Source organism: bacterium (assembly GCA_026708015.1).
In the GTDB taxonomy this organism is placed as follows: Bacteria; Actinomycetota; Acidimicrobiia; order Acidimicrobiales; family Bin134; genus Poriferisocius.
The window spans coordinates 126066-144831 of record JAPOVT010000029.1 but is presented as its reverse complement, the minus strand read 5'-3'; the positions used below and the strand labels follow the sequence as shown (position 1 = coordinate 144831).

General features: G+C 66.2%; 20 protein-coding genes. 5 read left to right on the top strand and 15 right to left on the bottom strand.

Going from position 1 to position 18766, the window contains the following annotated elements; genetic code table 11:
- Positions 1–11: 11 nt before the first annotated feature.
- Positions 12–710 carry an NUDIX hydrolase N-terminal domain-containing protein gene (locus tag OXG30_06830; GenBank protein ID MCY4134614.1) on the top strand — a complete coding sequence of 233 codons (699 nt, stop codon included), beginning with the start codon at positions 12–14 and terminating at the stop codon, positions 708–710.
- A 7-nt stretch (positions 711–717) separates the two neighbouring features.
- On the opposite strand, the gene OXG30_06825 is transcribed toward OXG30_06830, so the two are convergent.
- From OXG30_06825 to OXG30_06810, 4 genes are read right to left on the bottom strand one after another with little or no spacing between them, the layout of a single operon-like run.
- Positions 718–1449: an ABC transporter ATP-binding protein gene (locus tag OXG30_06825; GenBank protein ID MCY4134613.1), complete on the bottom strand. Its 732-nt coding sequence runs from the start codon at positions 1447–1449 to the stop codon at positions 718–720.
- A 30-nt stretch (positions 1450–1479) separates the two neighbouring features.
- Complete coding sequence (locus OXG30_06820; protein MCY4134612.1) at positions 1480–2337, bottom strand: ABC transporter ATP-binding protein; 858 nt, start codon at positions 2335–2337, stop codon at positions 1480–1482.
- Between the two features lie 4 nt (positions 2338–2341).
- Positions 2342–3349: a branched-chain amino acid ABC transporter permease gene (locus OXG30_06815; GenBank protein MCY4134611.1), complete on the bottom strand. Its 1008-nt coding sequence runs from the start codon at positions 3347–3349 to the stop codon at positions 2342–2344.
- A gap of 35 nt (positions 3350–3384) precedes the next feature.
- On the bottom strand, positions 3385–4668 hold the full coding sequence (locus tag OXG30_06810) for a branched-chain amino acid ABC transporter permease (GenBank protein MCY4134610.1): 1284 nt from the start codon (positions 4666–4668) through the stop codon (positions 3385–3387).
- Between the two features lie 50 nt (positions 4669–4718).
- On the opposite strand from OXG30_06810, the gene larE reads away from it, so the two are divergent.
- The 3 genes from larE to OXG30_06795 all read left to right on the top strand — a co-directional run bounded on the left by larE (position 4719) and on the right by OXG30_06795 (position 7375).
- On the top strand, positions 4719–5591 hold the full coding sequence (gene larE / locus OXG30_06805) for an ATP-dependent sacrificial sulfur transferase LarE (GenBank protein ID MCY4134609.1): 873 nt from the start codon (positions 4719–4721) through the stop codon (positions 5589–5591).
- 28 nt (positions 5592–5619) lie between these two features.
- Entirely contained in the window at positions 5620–6090 is a 471-nt protein-coding gene (locus OXG30_06800; protein MCY4134608.1) for a hypothetical protein, read from the top strand.
- 85 nt (positions 6091–6175) lie between these two features.
- Positions 6176–7375 (top strand): ammonium transporter, encoded by a 1200-nt coding sequence (locus tag OXG30_06795; protein MCY4134607.1) that lies wholly within the window; start codon positions 6176–6178, stop codon positions 7373–7375.
- Between the two features lie 33 nt (positions 7376–7408).
- On the opposite strand, the gene OXG30_06790 is transcribed toward OXG30_06795, so the two are convergent.
- From OXG30_06790 to OXG30_06750, 9 genes are all read right to left on the bottom strand, one after another.
- Positions 7409–8680 carry an ABC transporter substrate-binding protein gene (locus OXG30_06790; protein MCY4134606.1) on the bottom strand — a complete coding sequence of 424 codons (1272 nt, stop codon included), beginning with the start codon at positions 8678–8680 and terminating at the stop codon, positions 7409–7411.
- A 42-nt stretch (positions 8681–8722) separates the two neighbouring features.
- Positions 8723–9424: a chlorite dismutase family protein gene (locus OXG30_06785; protein ID MCY4134605.1), complete on the bottom strand. Its 702-nt coding sequence runs from the start codon at positions 9422–9424 to the stop codon at positions 8723–8725.
- A 9-nt stretch (positions 9425–9433) separates the two neighbouring features.
- The gene (locus OXG30_06780; GenBank protein ID MCY4134604.1) at positions 9434–10582 is read right to left on the bottom strand and encodes an ABC transporter substrate-binding protein; all 1149 of its coding nucleotides are present in this window, start codon (positions 10580–10582) and stop codon (positions 9434–9436) included.
- A 139-nt stretch (positions 10583–10721) separates the two neighbouring features.
- On the bottom strand, positions 10722–11021 hold the full coding sequence (locus OXG30_06775) for a DUF1330 domain-containing protein (GenBank protein ID MCY4134603.1): 300 nt from the start codon (positions 11019–11021) through the stop codon (positions 10722–10724).
- 22 nt (positions 11022–11043) lie between these two features.
- Positions 11044–12681, bottom strand: coding sequence for an OB-fold domain-containing protein (locus OXG30_06770; GenBank protein MCY4134602.1), 1638 nt, complete (start codon positions 12679–12681; stop codon positions 11044–11046).
- Positions 12682–12692: 11 nt separating this feature from the next.
- Positions 12693–13487, bottom strand: coding sequence for a formate dehydrogenase accessory sulfurtransferase FdhD (locus OXG30_06765; protein ID MCY4134601.1), 795 nt, complete (start codon positions 13485–13487; stop codon positions 12693–12695).
- Positions 13484–13954: an FABP family protein gene (locus OXG30_06760; protein ID MCY4134600.1), complete on the bottom strand. Its 471-nt coding sequence runs from the start codon at positions 13952–13954 to the stop codon at positions 13484–13486. The genes OXG30_06765 and OXG30_06760 overlap by 4 nt, the downstream gene beginning before the upstream one ends.
- Positions 13955–13989: 35 nt before the next feature.
- Entirely contained in the window at positions 13990–15615 is a 1626-nt protein-coding gene (groL, locus tag OXG30_06755; protein ID MCY4134599.1) for a chaperonin GroEL, read from the bottom strand.
- A gap of 169 nt (positions 15616–15784) precedes the next feature.
- Positions 15785–16060, bottom strand: a complete 276-nt coding sequence (locus OXG30_06750; GenBank protein ID MCY4134598.1) for a MoaD/ThiS family protein — start codon at positions 16058–16060, stop codon at positions 15785–15787.
- Positions 16061–16159: 99 nt separating this feature from the next.
- Here OXG30_06750 and OXG30_06745 point away from each other — a divergent pair, with 99 nt between their 5' ends.
- The gene (locus tag OXG30_06745) at positions 16160–17056 is read left to right on the top strand and encodes a glucosyl-3-phosphoglycerate synthase (protein ID MCY4134597.1); all 897 of its coding nucleotides are present in this window, start codon (positions 16160–16162) and stop codon (positions 17054–17056) included.
- A 42-nt stretch (positions 17057–17098) separates the two neighbouring features.
- Here the strand turns inward: OXG30_06745 and OXG30_06740 are convergent, their stop codons facing one another.
- Both OXG30_06740 and OXG30_06735 read right to left on the bottom strand, forming a co-directional pair.
- Positions 17099–18085 carry a glycerate kinase gene (locus tag OXG30_06740; GenBank protein MCY4134596.1) on the bottom strand — a complete coding sequence of 329 codons (987 nt, stop codon included), beginning with the start codon at positions 18083–18085 and terminating at the stop codon, positions 17099–17101.
- Positions 18086–18114: 29 nt separating this feature from the next.
- A complete protein-coding gene (locus tag OXG30_06735; GenBank protein MCY4134595.1) occupies positions 18115–18765 on the bottom strand; it encodes a LytR C-terminal domain-containing protein in 651 nt (216 codons plus the stop codon).
- Position 18766: the final 1 nt, after the last annotated feature.

Here is an 18766-nt window from a genome sequence, read left to right as displayed (position 1 = left end):
GCTGAGCGTCCATGACCGACGAGGACCGGCCCGTGGTGGGGGCGGACGATCTCCGGCGGTGGTCGGAAGCTCTAGCCGGAATCGCCCGCACCGGGCTGGCCTTCACCGACAACAAGTACGAGCAGGAACGATTCGAAGAGGTGCTGCACGTGGCTGCCGACATGGCCGCCGCTCTGAGGTCAGGCTGGACACCGGACAATTTCGTGGCCGAATGGATGAAGTCGGTGGGCGAAGGCGTGCCCGGGTACGTCACCCCCAAGGTGGCGGTGGGCGCAGTGGTGGGCAACGACGCCGGCGAGATCCTGCTGATGCAGCGGGCCGATTCCGGGGTGTGGCTGTATCCCACCGGATGGGCTGATGTGGGCTATTCGCCATCAGAGGTGGTGGTGAAGGAAGTACTGGAGGAGACCGGCATTGTGTGCGAGGTGGACCGGCCCATTGCCATCCACGACGGTCTGCGCCGGGGGTTCACCACCGTTCCCATGTATTCAATGGTGTTCCTGTGCCGGGCCGTCGGTGGCCAGCTAGTTCCCCATCCCCTGGAATGCAGCGATGTTGGATTCTTCGGTCCTGACAACCTGCCCGACGGCGTCCACGGCAGTGATTGGTGGCTGTCTCATTCCTTTGCCGCCATCCGCGGCGAGTCCATAGAGTTCCTCTTCGACCGCCCCCGCACCCCTCCCTGGCGCGGCGACGGCCATTTAGGCTGACGGCAGACTACCTGCCCATCAAAGTGCCCAGGTAGAGGCTGATCACCTTGGGGTCTTCCAGCAACTCCTGGCCGGTTCCGGTGTAGGCGTTGACCCCCTGATCCAGCACGTAGCCCCGGTCGCAGATATCCAGGCATCGCCGGGCGTTCTGCTCCACCAGGATCAGCGACACCCCATGTTGGGCTATGCGGGTGATCTGTTCGAAAACCTCGTCTTGGTACGCCGGCGACAGGCCAGCGGAGGGCTCGTCGAGCAGCACCACTTGGGGATCCATCATCAGCGCCCGGCCTATCGCCACCATCTGGCGCTGCCCTCCCGACAGTCCGTCAGCCCGCTGGCCACGGCGTTCGGCCAGCAGGGGGAACAACTCGGCGACCACCTCGAAACGCTCGTCGAACAGGTCGGGCTTCTGGAACGCACCCATCTCCAGGTTCTCCTGAATGGTCAGCCGGGGGAACACGTTCTCGGTCTGGGGCACGAAGCCGATGCCCCGGGCCACCAACTGGTGCGGCGACAGGCCGGTGATTTCTTCGTCGCCCAGATGGATGCTCCCCGACCGAATGTCCACCAGACCGAACACCGCCTTCAACAAGGTGGATTTGCCCGCGCCGTTGGGGCCGATGATCCCGACGACCTCTCCGGGGTGAAGCTGCAAGGAACAGCCGTTCAAGATGTCCACCTCGGGCAGGTATCCGGCCACCAGGTCATCAGCCCGCACCAGCGCCTGACCCGCGCTCATGGCCCCGCTCTTCTCATGATCCGACCCCGCTCATGATCCTGCCCTGGCCCGGCGCCGGCCCAGATAGGCATCGATGACCACCTCGTCGTGGATGGCCTTCCACGGCGGCCCCTCGGCGATTATCTGGCCTTGGGCCAGCACCACCACCCAGTCGCTGATGCCGGTGACCACTTCCATGGCGTGCTCGATGAACACCACGGTGAGGCCCTCGAAGGCCAGTTGGGTGATGTGGCCCATCAGCGACTGGGCCAGGGCGGGGTTCACTCCGGCCATGGGCTCGTCCAGCATTATCAGCACCGGATCGGCCATCAATGCCCGGGCCACCTCCAGCAGCTTGCGCTGCCCGCCCGACAAGGTGCCGGCCAGGTCGTCGCGCATGTGGGCCAGGTTGAACCGATCCAGCAGCTCCCCGGCCTTTTCGGTGTTGGCCTGCTCCTGGTCCTGCCACCGCGACCGGAACGGAGCAGCCAACAATCGCTCTCCAATCTGGCTGGGAGCGCCCAGCAGCACGTTGTCGAGCACGGTCAGCTTGGCCAGCGACTTGGTGAGCTGAAACGTGCGGATCATGCCCTTGCGAGCTAGCTGGTCGGGCGAGGGAGCGACTACCGCCTCCCCGTTGAACGACCAGCGCCCGGTGTCGGCCCGGTCAAAACCGGTCAACAGGTTGAACAGGGTGGTTTTGCCCGCGCCGTTGGGGCCGATGAGGGCGGTCACCACGCCGCGCTCGACTTCCAGGTGGTCCACATCCACCGCTCGCAGACCGCCGAAGCTCCGGCTCAGGTCGTCCACCACCAACAGGGGATTGGGTTTGGGAGCGCCGGGCACCGGAGGCACGGTCAGGATCGGCTCGATTTCGGCCTTGGCGGACGCCGATTCCGGTGGCGGCATCACGTCATCGGGCATCCAACTGCATTTCTGTGCGATTGCCGGTGACCCCCTGGGGGCGGAACAGCATGAGCAGAACCAGCGTCAAGCCCACCATGGCCACGCTGATGACCCCCTCGGCGCCGCTCAGGAAGTCGGCCACCGCATCCGGCAGCCATGCCTCGGCCGACAGCTGGCGCAAGAACGACTCAATCCACTCCCGCAAGAACCAGAACAAAATGGCGCCGAGCACCGGCCCCAAGTAGGTGGCCGTCCCGCCCAGCAGCAGTGCGGTGTAGGCGAAGAAAGTCACCTGGGGGCGGAACCCGTTGGGGTCGGCCCCCGATGTCTTGATGGCATCGATCACCCCGCCCATGCCGCCGATCACGCCGCCGATGATCAGGGCCTGCATCTTGTAGGAGAACACATTCTTGCCCAGGCTGCGGGCCGCATCCTGGTCTTCTCGGATCGACTTCAGCACCCGTCCCCATGGGCTGCGCACTACGAGAAACACCACCAGGCTGATCAGCGCCACCAACACCCAGCCCACGGTGATTACCCACATCTGCTGGCCGGTAAATTCAAACGTGCCGACGCCATAGCGGTCGTGGGGACCGTCGGGGTAGGGATTCAGATCGTAGAACGCTCCGGCGTCGAAGCTCACGCTGAGCGGCCCGCCGGTGAGGCCGATGGCATCGGTGGAACCGATGAGGATCCGGATGATCTCGGCCGCGGCAATGGTGACGATGGCGAACATCACCGCATGCAGGCGCAGGGTCGGGAAGCCGAGGGCCACCGCCAACGCCACCGACAGAACCAGGCCCACCACCACGCCCACCCACAACGACCAGCCGAAGGTGGCCACCGACACGCTGGTGCCGTAGGCCCCCAGCAGCAGGAACCCGACTTGACCGAAGTTCAACAGCCCGGTAAAGCCGAAGTGGACGTTCAGGCCGATGGCGGCCAGCGCCAGGATCACCGCCTCGGGTCCGAAAGCGGCTCGGGCCGCGTTGCCGAAGATAATGTCGAAGTCCACTTACCGCGCCCGTCTCATCTGGAGACCCAGTCCACTTATCCCACCCTGGCCTTGATCCCGAACAGGCCATGGGGCCGAATCAGCAGAACGAGGATGAGGGCGGCCAGCGGCACCACAAACTTCAGCTCGGGCGAGATCCACAGCGTGCTCACCTCGGTGGACATGCCGATGATCAGCGACCCGGCCAGGGCGCCGAACGCCGTGCCTAGGCCGCCGAGCTCCACCCCGGCAAAGATTAACAACAAGAGCTGGAAGCCCAGGAACGGGTCGATGTCGGTGTCGAGACCCTGGAACACCCCGCCGAGTCCGGCTAGGGCAGCTCCCATGGCCCACACCATCAGCACCACCCGGTTCACGTTGATGCCCGATGCCTCGGCCAAGCTGGCGTTGTCCGACACCGCTCGGGTGGCCTTGCCGAAGCGGGTCCACTGAAGCATTATCCCCACTGCCAGCAAGATGGCGACGATCACCACCACGGTCACCAGCTCTCGGGGGGTCACCGCCCAGGGTCCGAACTCCCACCGCTCCTGCACTTGGAAGTCGGTATAGGGAAGGGGCTCGGCCCCGAAGAACAGTTGGATCACCTGGCGTCCCAGCAGGGACAGGCCGATGGTGACCACCACGAGCTGGAAGATGCCCAGCCGTCGGTGGCGCAGCGGGCGGAACAGTCCCGTTTCCAACCCCGCACCCAGCATCCCGCACACGATCATGGTCACGATCGCGGCCAAGACCAGGTTCAGCCCTCCCCACGAGCTGTTGAAGTACCAGGCGATGACGGCGCCGAAAGTCACCAACTCCCCGTGGGCGAAGTTGACCAGGCCGGTTGTCCCGTAGATGAGCGACAGCCCGATGGCGCTCATGGCGATGATCAGGCCAAATTTCAGGCCGTTGAACACCGTTTGCGCCGCCCGCTCCCCAAACGGCGTGCCCTTGGGGGCGTCGCCCACCGCGAACACCACCGCTCGGGACGCCCCCTCGGTCACTGCTGCCTCGACTGTGGACTCGAAGCCCTCCCTCAACCCGGTCCCGTCGGGAAGCGTGCTCTCGTCGAGGGTGACCCGGTAGGTGCCCGCGCCGGGCACCACCACCGACCATTGGCCATCGGCATCGGTGACCGCCTGGCCGATCAGGGTGCCCGACTGGTCGGCCACGGTGATCTCAACTCCGGCGAAGAACTGGTCGAAACCCAATCGAAGGGTGCCCACCAACTCCGTGGGCTGGGAACCCTCTGTATCGCCCTCTGCCTGGGCTGCGGCAGAACCCGCCCAGACCAGCATGAAGCTGAGCACAATTCCCGCGAGCGCGACCCATCTCCGCATCCAGAATCACGTTACCGCCCGGCACAAGACGCCTAGCGGAGCAGCCAACAGTGACCAATTATTCCTGCTTCCCGTTTCATGAGCGGTCGAATCGCGACCACAATGGGAGCGTGGGCGACTGGGAGCGGCTGCGGAGCAACCTGGCTGAGATGGACCGGGTGATGGTGGCCTTTAGCGGCGGGGTCGATTCCTCGTTCCTGGCCTGGGTGGCCCACGATGTGCTGGGCGACCGGGCCCAGGCGGTGACCGCGGTGTCGCCGTCGCTGGCCGAGGCCGAGCGTCGAGACTGCGCTTCTCTGGCCGCCGAGTGGGGGATCCAGTGGCGGGAGGTACACACCGCTGAGATGGAGCGGGCCGACTACGTGGCCAACGACGGCGAGCGGTGCTACTGGTGCAAGGACGCGCTGATGGAGGCGGTGGCCCCGCTGGCCGAGGCCGATTCGTACACAGTGGCGCTGGGGGTGAACACCGACGACTTTGGCGACCATCGTCCAGGCCAGCGGGCCGCGGCCGAGCGGGGAGCGGTGTTTCCCCTGGTGGATTCCGGTTTCTCCAAAGCCGATGTTCGAGAGTGGTCTCAGCGGCTGGGGCTGCGCACCTGGGACAAGCCGGCCGCCCCGTGCCTGGCCTCCCGAATCCCCTACGGCACACCGGTGACGCTGGGCGCGCTGGCCTCGGTGGAAGACGCCGAGGCCGCCCTGCGGCAGATGGGCTTCGCCGAGCTGCGGGTGCGCCACTACGGCGATTTGGCCCGTATCGAGGTGCCCGATGACCGTTTGGCCGACGTGGTGGCCCAGCGGGCCGAGGTGGTGCAGGCCGTGCGCCAGGCCGGCTACCGGTACGCCACGCTCGATTTGGAGGGCCTCCGCTCCGGCAACCTGAACGCCGCTTTGGGGCTCGACTCCCCGACGCCGTGCCCATGAGCGAGGCCCTGGGCCTGGACGTCTGGCCTTGAGCGATCACGAGCTAGCCGCCGCCGAGCAGCAGTTGGCCGACAGCGCCCGGAGGCTGGCCGAAGGAATCGCCCAAGCCCTGCCCGGCTGGGTGGTGGCCGCGATTCACAGCCGCCTGCCACACATGGACTCCGAAACCCGAGAGGCCGCTGAAGCCGCCGGCCTCGCCGCCGCGGCCGACATCGGCGGCCAGGTGGCCCGGCTGCTGGCCGTCGACATCGACGATCAGCGGGACAATCCCCTGGCCCTGTTGCGCCGGGCGGTGCGCTATCCCACCGAGGTGCTGTCGGCCGCCGGCGCAACCCCGATAGAGCGGGATGACTTCGCCACCGAGCGGTTCCCCGACGACATCTACCACCTGACCCCAGCGTCGTTCGCCGACATCCACCCCGACCTTCAAGCCCCTGGGCTGGAATGGGGGGCGGCCAAGGCATTTGCACACCGCCGACGCCATGGCCAATCGGGCTGAAGGCAGTTCGGAGCCTGAAATACCCAAATCTGGCATACTTGTGTTGCCGACAGGCGGAGTAGTCGTCAACCCAAGGGGAGTTGAGATGGACGCTGATACCGCATGGGTACTCATATCTGCTGCGCTGGTCTTGTTCATGGTGCCGGGCCTGGCCTTGTTCTACGGGGGCATGGTCGGGGCGAAGAACGTGCTCAACATGATGAACATGAACCTGTATTGCCTGGGCATCGTCCCCATACTGTGGGCCGTGGTCGGATATGGGTTTGCCTCCGGGAATTGGGACTTCCCGCTGTTCGGAGACTTCGACGCCTTCTGGCTCAACGGGGTTGACGACATGGTGGCCAAGCGGGAATTCGTGTTCGGCATGACCTTTGCCGCCATCACCCCTGCGCTCATCTCCGGCGCGGTGGCGAGCCGAATGAAGTTCTCAGCCTGGGCCATCTTCGTGCCGTTGTGGTCGTTTTTGGTGTACTCGCCGGTGGTCTACTGGATCTACGCCAACGAAGGCTGGATCTACAACCTCCCCGCCCACGACTTCGCCGGCGGTACCGCCATCCATATCAACGCCGGTGCGGCGGCCCTGGCCCTGGTTTTCGTACTCGGCCCCCGCAAGGGCTGGCCCCGTGAGGTGGAATTCCCCCATAGCCTCCCCCTCGTGCTGCTGGGCGCGGGCATCCTGTGGTTCGGCTGGTTCGGGTTCAACGCCGGCTCCGCGCTGGCCTCCGACATCGCCGCCTCCCACGCCTTTCTGACCACCTTCCTGGCCGCGGCCGCCGGACTGTGCTCGTGGATGGTGGCCGAGACCGTCAAAAACGGCAAACCCACCGCATTGGGCATGGCTTCGGGCATCGTGGCCGCCCTGGTAGCCATAACCCCGGCAGCCGGTTTTGTGGGGGCCATGTCCTCCATCGTGATCGGCGCCGCGTCAGGGGTGCTGTGCTTTTTGGCCATCGGGCTCAAGCTGCACTACAAGTACGACGACAGCCTCGATGTGGTGGGCATCCACATGTTCGGCGGCATCATCGGCGGCGTGCTGATCGGGTTCTTCGCCGACTCCGGCGCCAGGGGAGAAGGCGCCGATTTCATCGACGGCGTGTTCTTCGGCGGCGGCGAGCTGCTGGGTAACCAGATCATCTCCATCGTGGCGGTGATGGCCTATAGCTTCGTGGCCACCTACATCATCGCCATGGTGCTCCACCGCACCATGGGGATCCGGGCCTCCGCCGACGACGAAAGCGTCGGCCTCGACCAGTCGCTCCACGCCGAGACGGCCTACAACAGCTAGATCACTCTCCGCCCGAACGGGCTGGGTTTCGGCTCAGCCCAGTTCGGCCAAGTCGACATCCTGGCTGCCGGTGACGGTCAACTCACCGTCGATGAACTCGGCGATGATGTAGCGGCCGAACGTGGGATCGCCCACGTCGTCTAGTTCCAGCGGGCCGGAGACGCCGTCATAGTCGATGTCGGCGCCATCGGCTATCAGACCAGCGCATTGGGCGTAGGAGAAGCACTTCTGGCCGCCGCGGGTCACCGTCTGAATCTGGTCGATGATGGTAGGACCGGCGGTGGAACCAGCGGCCAGCGCGGCCAAGGCCAACACGGTTACGCAGTCGTAGGCTTGGCCTCCGTAGGCCACGTCGCCCCCGGTCCGGTCGACTAAGCGTTCGCTGAACTCATCGCCGCCCCCCGCCGTCAGAGCCACGAAGCCATCGAGCACGTTGGGGTTGGATGGGTCCACTGTTTCGGCCAGGTGCCGGTCGTAGATGCCGTCGGTGCCGTACATGACCTCGGGGGGGATACCGGCCTCAAGCATTCCGCGGATGATCTGAGCGCCCTCGGCAAACGTGACCAAGACCACTGCATCGGGCACCATGTCCTCAATCGCTGCCACTGTGGCGTCGTAGCTGGTGGCATCATCGTCGTAGGAGATGATCTGGTAGCCCACTCCCAGCTCGGTGAAGCTCTCCGCCAGCAGGCTCGACAGGGCGTTGCCCCAATCGTCGGCCCGGGCGGGAATGGCCACGTTGGTGGCCCCGTCGGCCGCGACAATGCCGGCCAAGATCGGCGACACCGCCTGGTCGGGCGGCACCGTCCGGAAATAGAAGGCGGCGTTTTCCTGCGTGGAGAACGATGGCGAGGTGTTGGACGGGGAGCACTGGGGGATCTGGGCGTCGTAGAGGGTCTGAATGAACGACTGCGACACTCCCGACGCCGCCGCGCCCACGATCACGTGGGCCCCCTCGCCCAGCAGCCGGTTGACCGTCTCGGGGGCGGTGTCGGGATCAGTGGCGGTGTCGCCGGTCAATAGCCGCACATTCCCGCCCGCCGCCACGGTGTCTTCTATCGCCAAGCGGACGCCCTCGATCATCGGCGAGGTCAGGAACGCCAGCGAACCGGTCTCGGGCATCACCGAGCCGATGACCAACTCGAAATCGGCTGACCCTGGGTCCGCCGGTTCGGCGGTTGGCGCCGGCTCGGCGGTCGGCGCCGGCTCCACCGGCTGGGCAACATCGCCACCGTCGTCGTTGCCGCACCCTGCGGCAATCAGCGCCACGAAGACAGCAACCCAGATACAGCGAGTCCTCTTCATGCCCACGAGCCTTTCATGTATGTGTGACAATTTCAGCAACAACTAGGCCAGTCGGTGGAGCACGGCTTCGATCGGGGCCACCATACCGGTGTAGAAGGGGCCGAATTCGGCGTAGCGGGCCGACGCCTCGTCGTAGCGCATGGTGTACACCACCTCTTTGAGGTCGTCGGGGTGCTCGCAGAACAGGGTTACTCCCCACTCGTGGTCGTCGATGCCGGTGGAGCCGGTGATGAGCTGGAGCACACGGCCAGCGAACTTGCGGCCGGTGGCCCCGTGCTCGTACATGAGCTCTCGCCGGCGCTCGAAAGGCAGCTCGTACCAGTTCTGCTCGGGGTTGCGCCGCTTGGACATGGGATAGAAGCACCATGCCGGTTTGCCCTCGGGGGGGAGCTGGGGATACAGCCGGGCCTGCTTCGTCTCCTCCGGCAACCCGGCGGCGTACTCCGACAGTTCGGTGAGCGAGACGTAGGAGTCCACGATGTCAAGGCCGGCCTGCTGCACGGAGGCCTGGAAATCCCGAAGGCACCACAGGTCGGCGTGCAAGGCCATAAAGGCGATGTCGGCTTTGTGGCCGAGCACGGCCGCGGCCACCACTTGAACGCCGTTGCCCTCGGCCTGCTGGACCGCAGCAATGATGCCATCGGGTGCCGAAGTCGAACCCAGTTTGGCGAACAGGTGAAGCACGCCGATCCCGACCGACGGCTGCACCGCGCCTACCGCTCCGCTCCCCTGGTCGCTCACCATCGTTGAATCCTACGGCCCGAGAACGACATCCTCGATATCGACCACCTCGAGGGTCCCGCCGCGCACATTGGCAACGGCGTAGCGCCCAACCGTGGTGTCGCCCACATCGTCGAGCTCCACCGGACCGGAGGCGCCGTCGTAGTCGATGTCCACACCGTCGGCCAACAGAGCGGCGCATTCTCGGTATGTGGTGCACTTTTGGCCCCCGCGGGTGATGTCGGGAACCACGGCGATCAGCTCAGGCCCGTTGACGGTACCCGCGGCCAGCGCGGCCAACGCCAGCACCATCACGCAGTCGTAGGCCTGCCCGCCGAAGATGATGTTCCCGCCCACCGTCTCCGACAGCCTCTCGTTGAACTCGTCCCCTCCCGATGCGCCGTAGACGGTGAGCCCGTCCAAGTCGGACGGATTGCCAGGACTCACCAGCGAGGGCAGCTCAAGGTCGAACATGCCCGCACCAGCGTGGATGACGCGGGGCGGCACGTTGATCTCCAGCAAGCTGCGCAGTATCTGGGCACCCTCGGCAAAGGCAAGCACCGCCACGGTGTCGGCACCCATCGTCACCACCGACTGGGCGATATCGTCAAAACTGGGGGCGTCCTGGGAGAACGGCACGATCTCAGAGGCAATGCCCAGTTCTTGCAGGCTTGCTTCCAGCAGAATCGAAAGCGACCTCCCCCAGTCGTCGGACCGGGCCAAGATGGCCACGTTGGTCCCCCCACCCCGGCCAATGTTGTTGGCCATGATCGGCGCGTCGGCCTCGGCGGTGACCACCGTGCGGAAGTAGTACTCAGCGTTCTCCTGCGTGCTGAACAGCGGCGACGTGTTCGATGCCGCACACTGGACTATCTGAGTCTCATACAGGGTCTGGATGATCTGCTGGGAGACTCCCGATGCGGCCGCACCCACGATGACCTGGGCGCCCTCCCCCAGCAGTCGTTCCACCGTATTCGCAGCGACATCGGGGTCGGTGCCCGAGTCGCCCTCCAGTATCCTCACCTTGCCGCCCGCGGCCCGGATGTCGTCCACCGCCAGTTTCACGCCGGCAATCTCCGGTGGATGCAGGTAGCTGAGCGCTCCGGTCTCGGGGAGGACGGTGCCGATCACCAGTTCAGGAGCGTCGGCCAAGAAGTCCGCTGAGCCCTCGGCCTGCGCCACCCCCGTTGGCTCGGCTGTGGTGCTCTCTTGGCTCGATCGGTCAGAGCTGCCGCCACAGGCGGATGCCAAGAGCCCAAGGACAAGAACCAGGGCGACAGAACCGGCGCCCCGACGTCCTATCACCCTTGTCTGGGCATGGTCAGTCGCCGAAGCCGTTCACCAGCACGGCGAAGTGGCGGCTGGTGGCGTCGTGGCGCTTGCCCACCACGGCCCGGTAGGCATCCGACTCCCAAACTTCGCGAGCCTTCTCCTTGGAGTCGAACTTGAGCACCACCGTCTGGTGACCGGCGGTGTCGCCCTCGACCACCTCCGACTCGGTGTCGAAGGCGATCAGGTCAACCCCGTCGCCCACGCCCAGAGCACCAGCGGCACCCTGCATGTACTCCCCGTACATCTCAGGGTTGTCCACCTGATAGTTGACGATTATGTAAGCAGTCATGACTCACTTTTAGCAGGTCGAATCAGCCGCGGACGAAGAGGAAGGCACCGCCCGGGTGACCGCCTCCGGTGCTCACCACCGCCACCTCGGCGTTGTCCACCTGCCGTCCGCCGCCGTGACCCCGGAGCTGGGTCACCGCCTCGTGCAGAAATCCGTAGCCGTGCAGCCGCCCCGCCGAAAGCTGGCCACCGTGGGGATTGAGTGGGATCTCACCGTCTCGGGCGATGCGGGTACCGCCATCCACAAACGCCGCCCCCTCGCCCTTGCCGCAGAATCCCAGGCCCTCCAGCCACGACAGGGCGTTGAAGCTGAACCCGTCGTACAGCAGGGCCACGTCCACGTCGGCGGGCTTCAGATCGGTGCGGCTCCACAGGTGGGCCGCCGGGCCGTCCACCATGGGCTCGTGCAGCAGCGTCCCCTGGTCCCACGACATTCGCTCGCGCATCTGAGTGCCCACCGCCTCCACCAGCACCGGGCGATGCGGGCCGTCGGCGGCGGCATCCACTGCCGACACCACCAGCGCGGTGGAGCCATCGCAAGGCACATCGCAGTCGAACAAACCAAACGGCGTGGTGATCATGCGGGCATCCAGGTAGTCGTCGATGGTCATGGGCTCCTGGTAGATGGCCACTGGGTTGTGGGCCGCGCCAGCCCGCTCGGTCACCGGAATCCACCCCAGCTGCTCCCGGGTTGCGCCGTAGCGGTGGAAGTAGTGGCTGGCCATGAGCGCGATCCAGTTCCCCGCCGACATGGCCCCATACGGCAGCCGCCACTCCATCTCCCCGGAGATGCGGGCGCCGCCGCCCACCCCGGTGTTCTGGCGGTTGCCCCAGGCGATCGACGTGGTCTCCCACACCGTGCGATAGCACAACACATGGCGGCACAGCCCCGAGGCCACCGCCAGCATGGCGTTGACCACCGCCCCGCTCTGGCCGGGGGTCTCCATGGTGCCGCAGAACCAGGTGGGGGCGATGCCCAGGGCGTCGGCCACCGGGTAGATGCCGCCCTCGGAGTGGCCGCCGTCTTTGGCCCCGCCGCCCGGATAGGTGGACAGGCCGTCGATTTCACCCATGGTCAGCCCGGCGTCGGCCACCGCGGCCCGGCAGGCGTCAACGGCCAGGCTCATGGGGTCGCGGCCCAGCCGGCGTCCCACGTCCGACAGGCCAACCCCGGAAATGGCCACCTTCGACTCGAACTTCTCGGTCGTCGGCATGGGCCGTACCGACGCCGGGGTTGGCTCGGGATACTCCTCTATCTCAGACACCGGCTCGCCGGTGGGGGCGAACACCGGCAGCCACACATCCTTGTGCTGCTCGAAGCGCGCCGATACCCGCAGGCCGATGACCACATCGTCGGGCTCCGCGTCCACGATCAGGGTGGTGAGCCGCACCAGGGGGTCTTCTTCGATGGCCACCAGCCCGATGACGTACGGGATTTCCATGTCGGGCAGCCACGGCTGATAGTTGACGGTGAACCCCACCACCGTTGCCCGACCCGATACGTCTCTCACCTTGGGAACGCCACCGCATCGCGAGCAGACCACGCCGGGCGGGTGGAGATAGCGGTTGCAGAGCTCGCAGTACTGAAACCGCAGCACACCATCGGCCCCGGAAGTCCAGAAGAACTCGTTTTCCGGAGTGAGCTTGGGCAGGGGGCGCATGCCCAGGATTCTTATGCAGACGGGAAGTAGAAGTTGAGTTGGCCGTCGCGGACAAAGCCGGCCAGACGCAAGCCGGCAACCGCCGCCGTTTCCACCGCCAACGCGGATGGAGCGCTCACCGCGACCAACGTGGCGAAGCCTGCCGCCCACGCTTTCTGCACCATCTCAAACGAGGCTCGGCCGCTCACAAACAGTCCCTGGCCATGGGCCGGCAGGTCGCCGTCAAGCAGCAATCGGCCCACCACCTTGTCCACCGCGTTGTGGCGGCCGATGTCCTCCCGCACCAGGGTGGGCTCCCCCTCGGCCCCGAAGACTGCCGCGGCGTGGACTCCACCAGTGGTGCCGAACAGGTCTTGGAAGGCCCGAACCCTCTCCGGCACCGCAGCCAGAACGTCGGCAGAGATGGGCGTTTCTCCGAGGGGCAGCGGATCCAACCGTTCGCTCAGCGCTTCAATGCTCTCGGCCCCGCACAGCCCGCAGGCCGAGGTCGTGAGGCCGAGTCGGGGGGTGGCCGGAGGAGCGCCGTCGGTCTCCACAGTCACCAGATTGAATTCAGTGTCGGCAGCCGGCTCGGTGGCGCAATAGCGAATGGACGTAACCGACGCATCGCCGAGCAGGCCCTCGGTGAAGCAGAACCCGGCGGCCAGCTCGAAGTCGTGCCCCGGGGTGCGCATGGTGGTGGTGACGGTCACGTCGTCAAGCTCGATGGTGAGGGGCTCCTCCACCACCAGGTCATCGGGACGCCGGTGCTCTTTGCTCCCGTCCCAATGGCGAACCAGCACTCGCTGGGACCTGCCTCGGGTCATGACAGCCGGTACATCTCGGAGACCACATGATGCTGGAGGTCCAGCCCCATAGCCGCCATGGCTACCGAGGAGTGCAAGACCTCTCCGTCCACCCAGAAGCGCCGCTCGGTGGCGGTCACCGGCTTGGCCGAGAGGGTGCCTAGTACCGCGGTCGACGCCAGCTGGATGTTGTGCCCCTCCAGCTTGCCCTCCAGAATCTCGGCAATGCCCGACGGCTGCACCAGCACCAACTCCACCCGTCCGTCGCCTTGAGGACGCAGATACCCAGCCTCAGCGTGCAGGGGCAGGCCCGTGCTGGAGTCCTTGGTCTTCTGCGCGTAGGCCACGAACGGCTTGCCCACATGGGTGAAGGAGACCTCCTCTGCATAGGAGAAATCCTCAATGGTGGGATACACCCCCGTGCCTGTGCCCTGCCAAGTTCCCAGTAGGAACGCCAGCGATACACACGCCGGATGAAGCTCGGCCATACAACGACGTTACCGCCGCTGCCAGTGTTTTCGGGCTAGAAATCCATGTCAGGCATACCGCCGGGCATGCCGCCGTTATCGTCGGGCTTGTCGGCCACCACGGCCTCGGTGGTCAAGAACAGGCCGGCAATAGAGCCGGCGTTCTGGAGCGCCGAGCGGGTGACCTTGGCGGCGTCGATAATCCCGGCGGTGAGCAGGTCTTCGTACTCGCCGGTGGCCGCGTTCAGCCCGGAGTTGCCCTCCAGGTTGCGGACCCGCTCCACAATCACGCCGCCCTCAAGGCCGGCGTTGACCGCGATCTGGGCCAGCGGGCCTTCCAGTGCCTTGGACACGATGCGGGCGCCGGTGGCCTCGTCGTCGGCCGACAGGTCCTCCGCGGCGGAGTTCACCGCCTCCTGGGCCCGCAGCAGGGTCACGCCCCCGCCGGCAACAACGCCCTCTTCGATGGCGGCCTTGGTGGTGCTCACTGCGTCCTCTATGCGGTGCTTCTTCTCCTTGAGCTCCACCTCGGTGGCAGCGCCCACCTTGAGCACGGCCACACCGCCCGACAGCTTGGCCAGGCGCTCTTGCAGCTTCTCCCGGTCGTAGTCGGAGTCGGTGTTGTCGATCTCACCCTTGATCTGGGAGATGCGGCCCTCGACGTCGCTGCGGTCGCCGGCGCCCTCCACGATGGTGGTCTCGTCCTTGGTGATGACGATCTTGCGGGCCCGGCCCAGCAAGTCGAGCGTGGTGTTCTCCAGCTTCAGGCCCACCTCTTCGCTGATCACCTGGCCGGCGGTCAAGATGGCCATGTCCTGGAGCATGGCCTTGCGCCGGTCGCCAAAGCCCGGAGCCTTCACCGCGGTGGAGTTGAAGGTGCCCCTGATCTTGTTCACCACCAGGGTGGCCAGGGCCTCGCCCTCCACATCCTCGGCGATGATCAGAAGCGGCTTGCCCGCCTGCATCACCTTCTCCAGCACGGGCACGATGTCGCGCACTGCGGTGATCTTCGAGCCCACGAACAGGATGTAGGGCTCGTCCAGCACGGCTTCCATCCGCTCGGCGTCGGTCACGAAGTACGGCGAGATGTAGCCCTTGTCGAAGCGCATACCCTCGGTGAAGTCCAACTCCAGGCCGAAGGTCTGAGACTCCTCCACGGTTACCACACCGTCTTTGCCCACCTTGTCGATGGCTTCGGAGATCAGCTCGCCGATCTCGGGGTCGGCAGCAGAGATGGCGGCCACGTTGGCGATTTGGGCCTTGTCCGACGACACGTCCACCGACTGGGATTGAATGGCACCCACCGCGGCCTCAACGCCAGACTCGATGCCCTTTTTGATGGACATGGGGTTGGCCCCGGCGGCCACGTTCCGCAGCCCTTCGCGCACCATCGACCAAGCCAGCACGGTGGCGGTAGTGGTGCCGTCGCCGGCCACGTCGTCGGTTTTCTTGGCCACCTCTTTGACCAGCTCAGCGCCGATCTTCTCGTAGGGGTCCTCCAGCTCGATCTCCTTGGCGATGGACACGCCGTCGTTGGTGATCGTGGGGGCGCCCCACTTCTTTTCCAGCACCACGTTGCGGCCCTTGGGGCCGAGAGTGACCCGCACGGCGTCGGCCAACTGGTTCATTCCCGACTCCAGCGCGCGCCGGGCTTGCTCATCGAATGAGATGATCTTGGGCATCCTCGAATACTCCCTTTTGTACTATCGGCCCGTACCCCATTGGCATGGTGCCGATTCTTGGCCTTCCGGCCGTTTAGCACTCTCAGTGTGAGACTGCTAAAGGTTACCGATGAGTCGCGGGAACGCCAAACTCAAGTGGAGCTAAATCAAGCAGGACAACAGTGAGAAATCAGCCGCCAGCCACCGCGGGAACGATGGCCACGGTCTGGCCGTCGGGCACCGACGTGGCCAAGCCGTCGGCGAATCGCACGTCGTCGTCGTCCACGAACACGTTGACGTACCGGTGCAGGCCGCCCGACTCGTCGATCAGGCGGTCTTTGAAGCCGGGGTGGGTGGCGTCCAGCGAGGCAATCACGTCGCGGACGGTGCTGCCCTCAACGGTGACCTCGCTGGCCCCGCCAGACAGGGGGCGAAGGGTGGTCGGTATCCGGACGGTCACGCTCATGGGCCATGATGCTATTCGGATGAAGCTCGGGAAACGACTCGTGAATCAGGGATTGGCACGTATGGAGCTCGGGAAGCGAGCTATGAATCGGAGGACGGCGTGAGCGGGCGGCGGAGATTCACCGCCGGGGAGTTCTCAGCCGACGACCTCGCGGCCCGCAAAGGCTCGAAAACGGTGTCGGTGTGTCTGCCGGCCCGCAACGAAGAGGCCACCGTGGGAGCCATTGTGGAGGTGGTGCGAAACGAGCTCATGGACAAGGTGGGCTTGGTGGACGAGCTGATCGTGATGGACGACCACTCCACCGACCACACCGCCGCGGTGGCCAAAGACGCCGGGGCCAACGTGGTGGCCTGCGCCGATGTGCTCATCGATCTGGGCAATCAGCCCGGCAAGGGGGAGACGCTGTGGAAGTCGCTGTACGCCTCCACCGGTGACATCGTGGTGTGGTGCGACGCCGACGTGGCCAACTTCGGCCCCCACTTCATCTCCGGCCTTCTGGGACCGCTGTTGGTAGACGATGCCATCTCCTATTGCAAGGGCTTCTACCACCGCCCGGTGGGGGCCGACCAGCGAGGCGGGGGGCGCACCACCGAGTTGGTGGCCCGACCGCTTATCGCCCTGTTGTTCCCCGAGTTGGGCGACATCGTCCAGCCTCTGGCCGGGGAATACGCCGGGCGGCGCAAAGTGCTGGAGCGGGTGCCGTTCGTGCAGGGGTACGGGGTGGAGATGGGCCTGCTCATCGACGTCTGGCGCCTGGCCGGCTACGAAGCCATCGCCCAGGTGGACTTGGGCACCCGCGTCCACCGCAATCGACCCCTGCACGAGCTGTCGTCTCAGGCCACCGAGGTCATGCAAGCGGCTCTGCACCGGGCCGACCGCACCCTGGTGAACACCACCATCACGCTGCGCCGCCCCGGCTTCGGCGGCACCGAGATAACCATGCAGGAGCGCCCTCCCCTAGTCGAGGTCACCGGCTACTTCCGCCAAGCCCTCTGAGCCGCCCGCAGGCTGGGGCCCGCTGGCTGGGGTAGAGCCCGGCTATGCCTTCAAGTAGTCCAGCACCACCCTGGTGACGAGTCCGGCCGTGTCGTCCATTGCCGCCTCGGTACCGAACCGTTCGCTGAGGCTCACCAGCTCCCCGCAACCCGGCGCCGCAGTGTCGTCGGCCCGGCCCACCACTGCCAGCACCGGCACTCCGGCAGCAGCGGCCATTTCCGCCACCCCGCCCACCACCTTGCCCTCCAGCGAGGTGGCGTCGAGTGCGCCCTCCCCGGTAACCACCAGATCGGCCTGCTCGATGCGCCCGTACAGGTCCACCTCCTCGGCCAGCAGATCGAAGCCATTGCACAGCTCGGCGCCCACGCACGCCAGACCGCCGGCCAGGCCTCCCGCCGCCCCCGAGCCCTCCAGGTCGCCCACCGCCACCCCATAGGTCTCGGCATACACCCCGCAGAGCCGCTCCAGACGCCGGCGCAACAGCTCCACCTGCGATGCAGTGGCCCCCTTCTGGGGTCCGAACACCTCGGCGGCGTCCACAAACCGGGTCCTCACGTCGCAGGCCACGGCCATCTCCACCCCCCGGAGCCGCTGAGTGGGATACAACGCCCTCAGCGCGCCCAAACCACCGTCGGTGGTGGCCGAGCCCCCCACCCCCACCAACACCCGCCGGGCGCCCCGCTCCACCGCCGCGTCTATCAACTCCCCGGTGCCGTAGGTGGTGGCCCCCAGCGGGTCGTTGCCCTCGGCCCCGCCCACCAAGGCCAACCCCGACGCCCGGGCCATCTCGATCACCGCGGTGTGGCGGTGCAGGCGCCACGGAGCCTCCACCGGGTCGCCCAGAGGCCCGGTCACGATGCTCGACCGGTTGGCTCCGCCTACCACTTCCAGCGTTCCCTCGCCTCCGTCGGCCATGGGGACGGCATCAACGGAGGCCCCGGCCTGTGCTGCCGCTTGGGCTATAGCGTCGGCAACCTCGGCAGCGGTGGCCGTTCCCCGAAATTTGTCGGGGGCGGCAACGATATGCATGCAGTCGCAGCCTTTTGGCTGTGAGACTGTCAGCCGGGGCGCTGGGCCAGGCTGTCGGGTCCGATCAGGATGAGGATGAATGCGTTGCCCAGCGATTCGAGGGTGAGGCCACCGGGGGGAGGATCGGGCATCGGCCACAAGGGCTTCTCAGACTCGCCCAGCAGCCGGGCAATACACTGGGCGTCCACCTCATACCCGGCCCGGTAGTAGAAGGCCGAGCCCGTCTGAGGACTGGCATTATGCGGACGCAGTGTCACGTAGTTGGCCGCATTCAACTCCCCCGAGAGCCGACCGGCTGCTCCGTTCACGTCGGTCCCATTGGCCACCAGCACGCCGATGGTGGACGGATCGCGGCACTCGAGCTCCTCGTCGGGAGGGGGAGGGGGAGGTTGGGTTACCTGTGGAGCGGGCTCGGTGGTCTCCGACTCCCCGGCGTCATCGGTCTGAGGCGCAGGAGTGGCGGCCGGTTCGCCTTCCTCGGCCGGGGTCTCCACCGGGTCGGGGATCTCCTCGGGCTCCATCGTGGCCTCGGCCGTGGGCTGGTTGGTGGTTACCGCCGTCGAATCCTTCTCGTCATCGAGGCCGCGGGCCAGCACGAAGGCCCCGGCTGCGATGAGGGCGAGAACCAGCACCACTCCTTTGAGCGCCATCTGGTTGTTGGGGGCTCGATTTGACTCCATA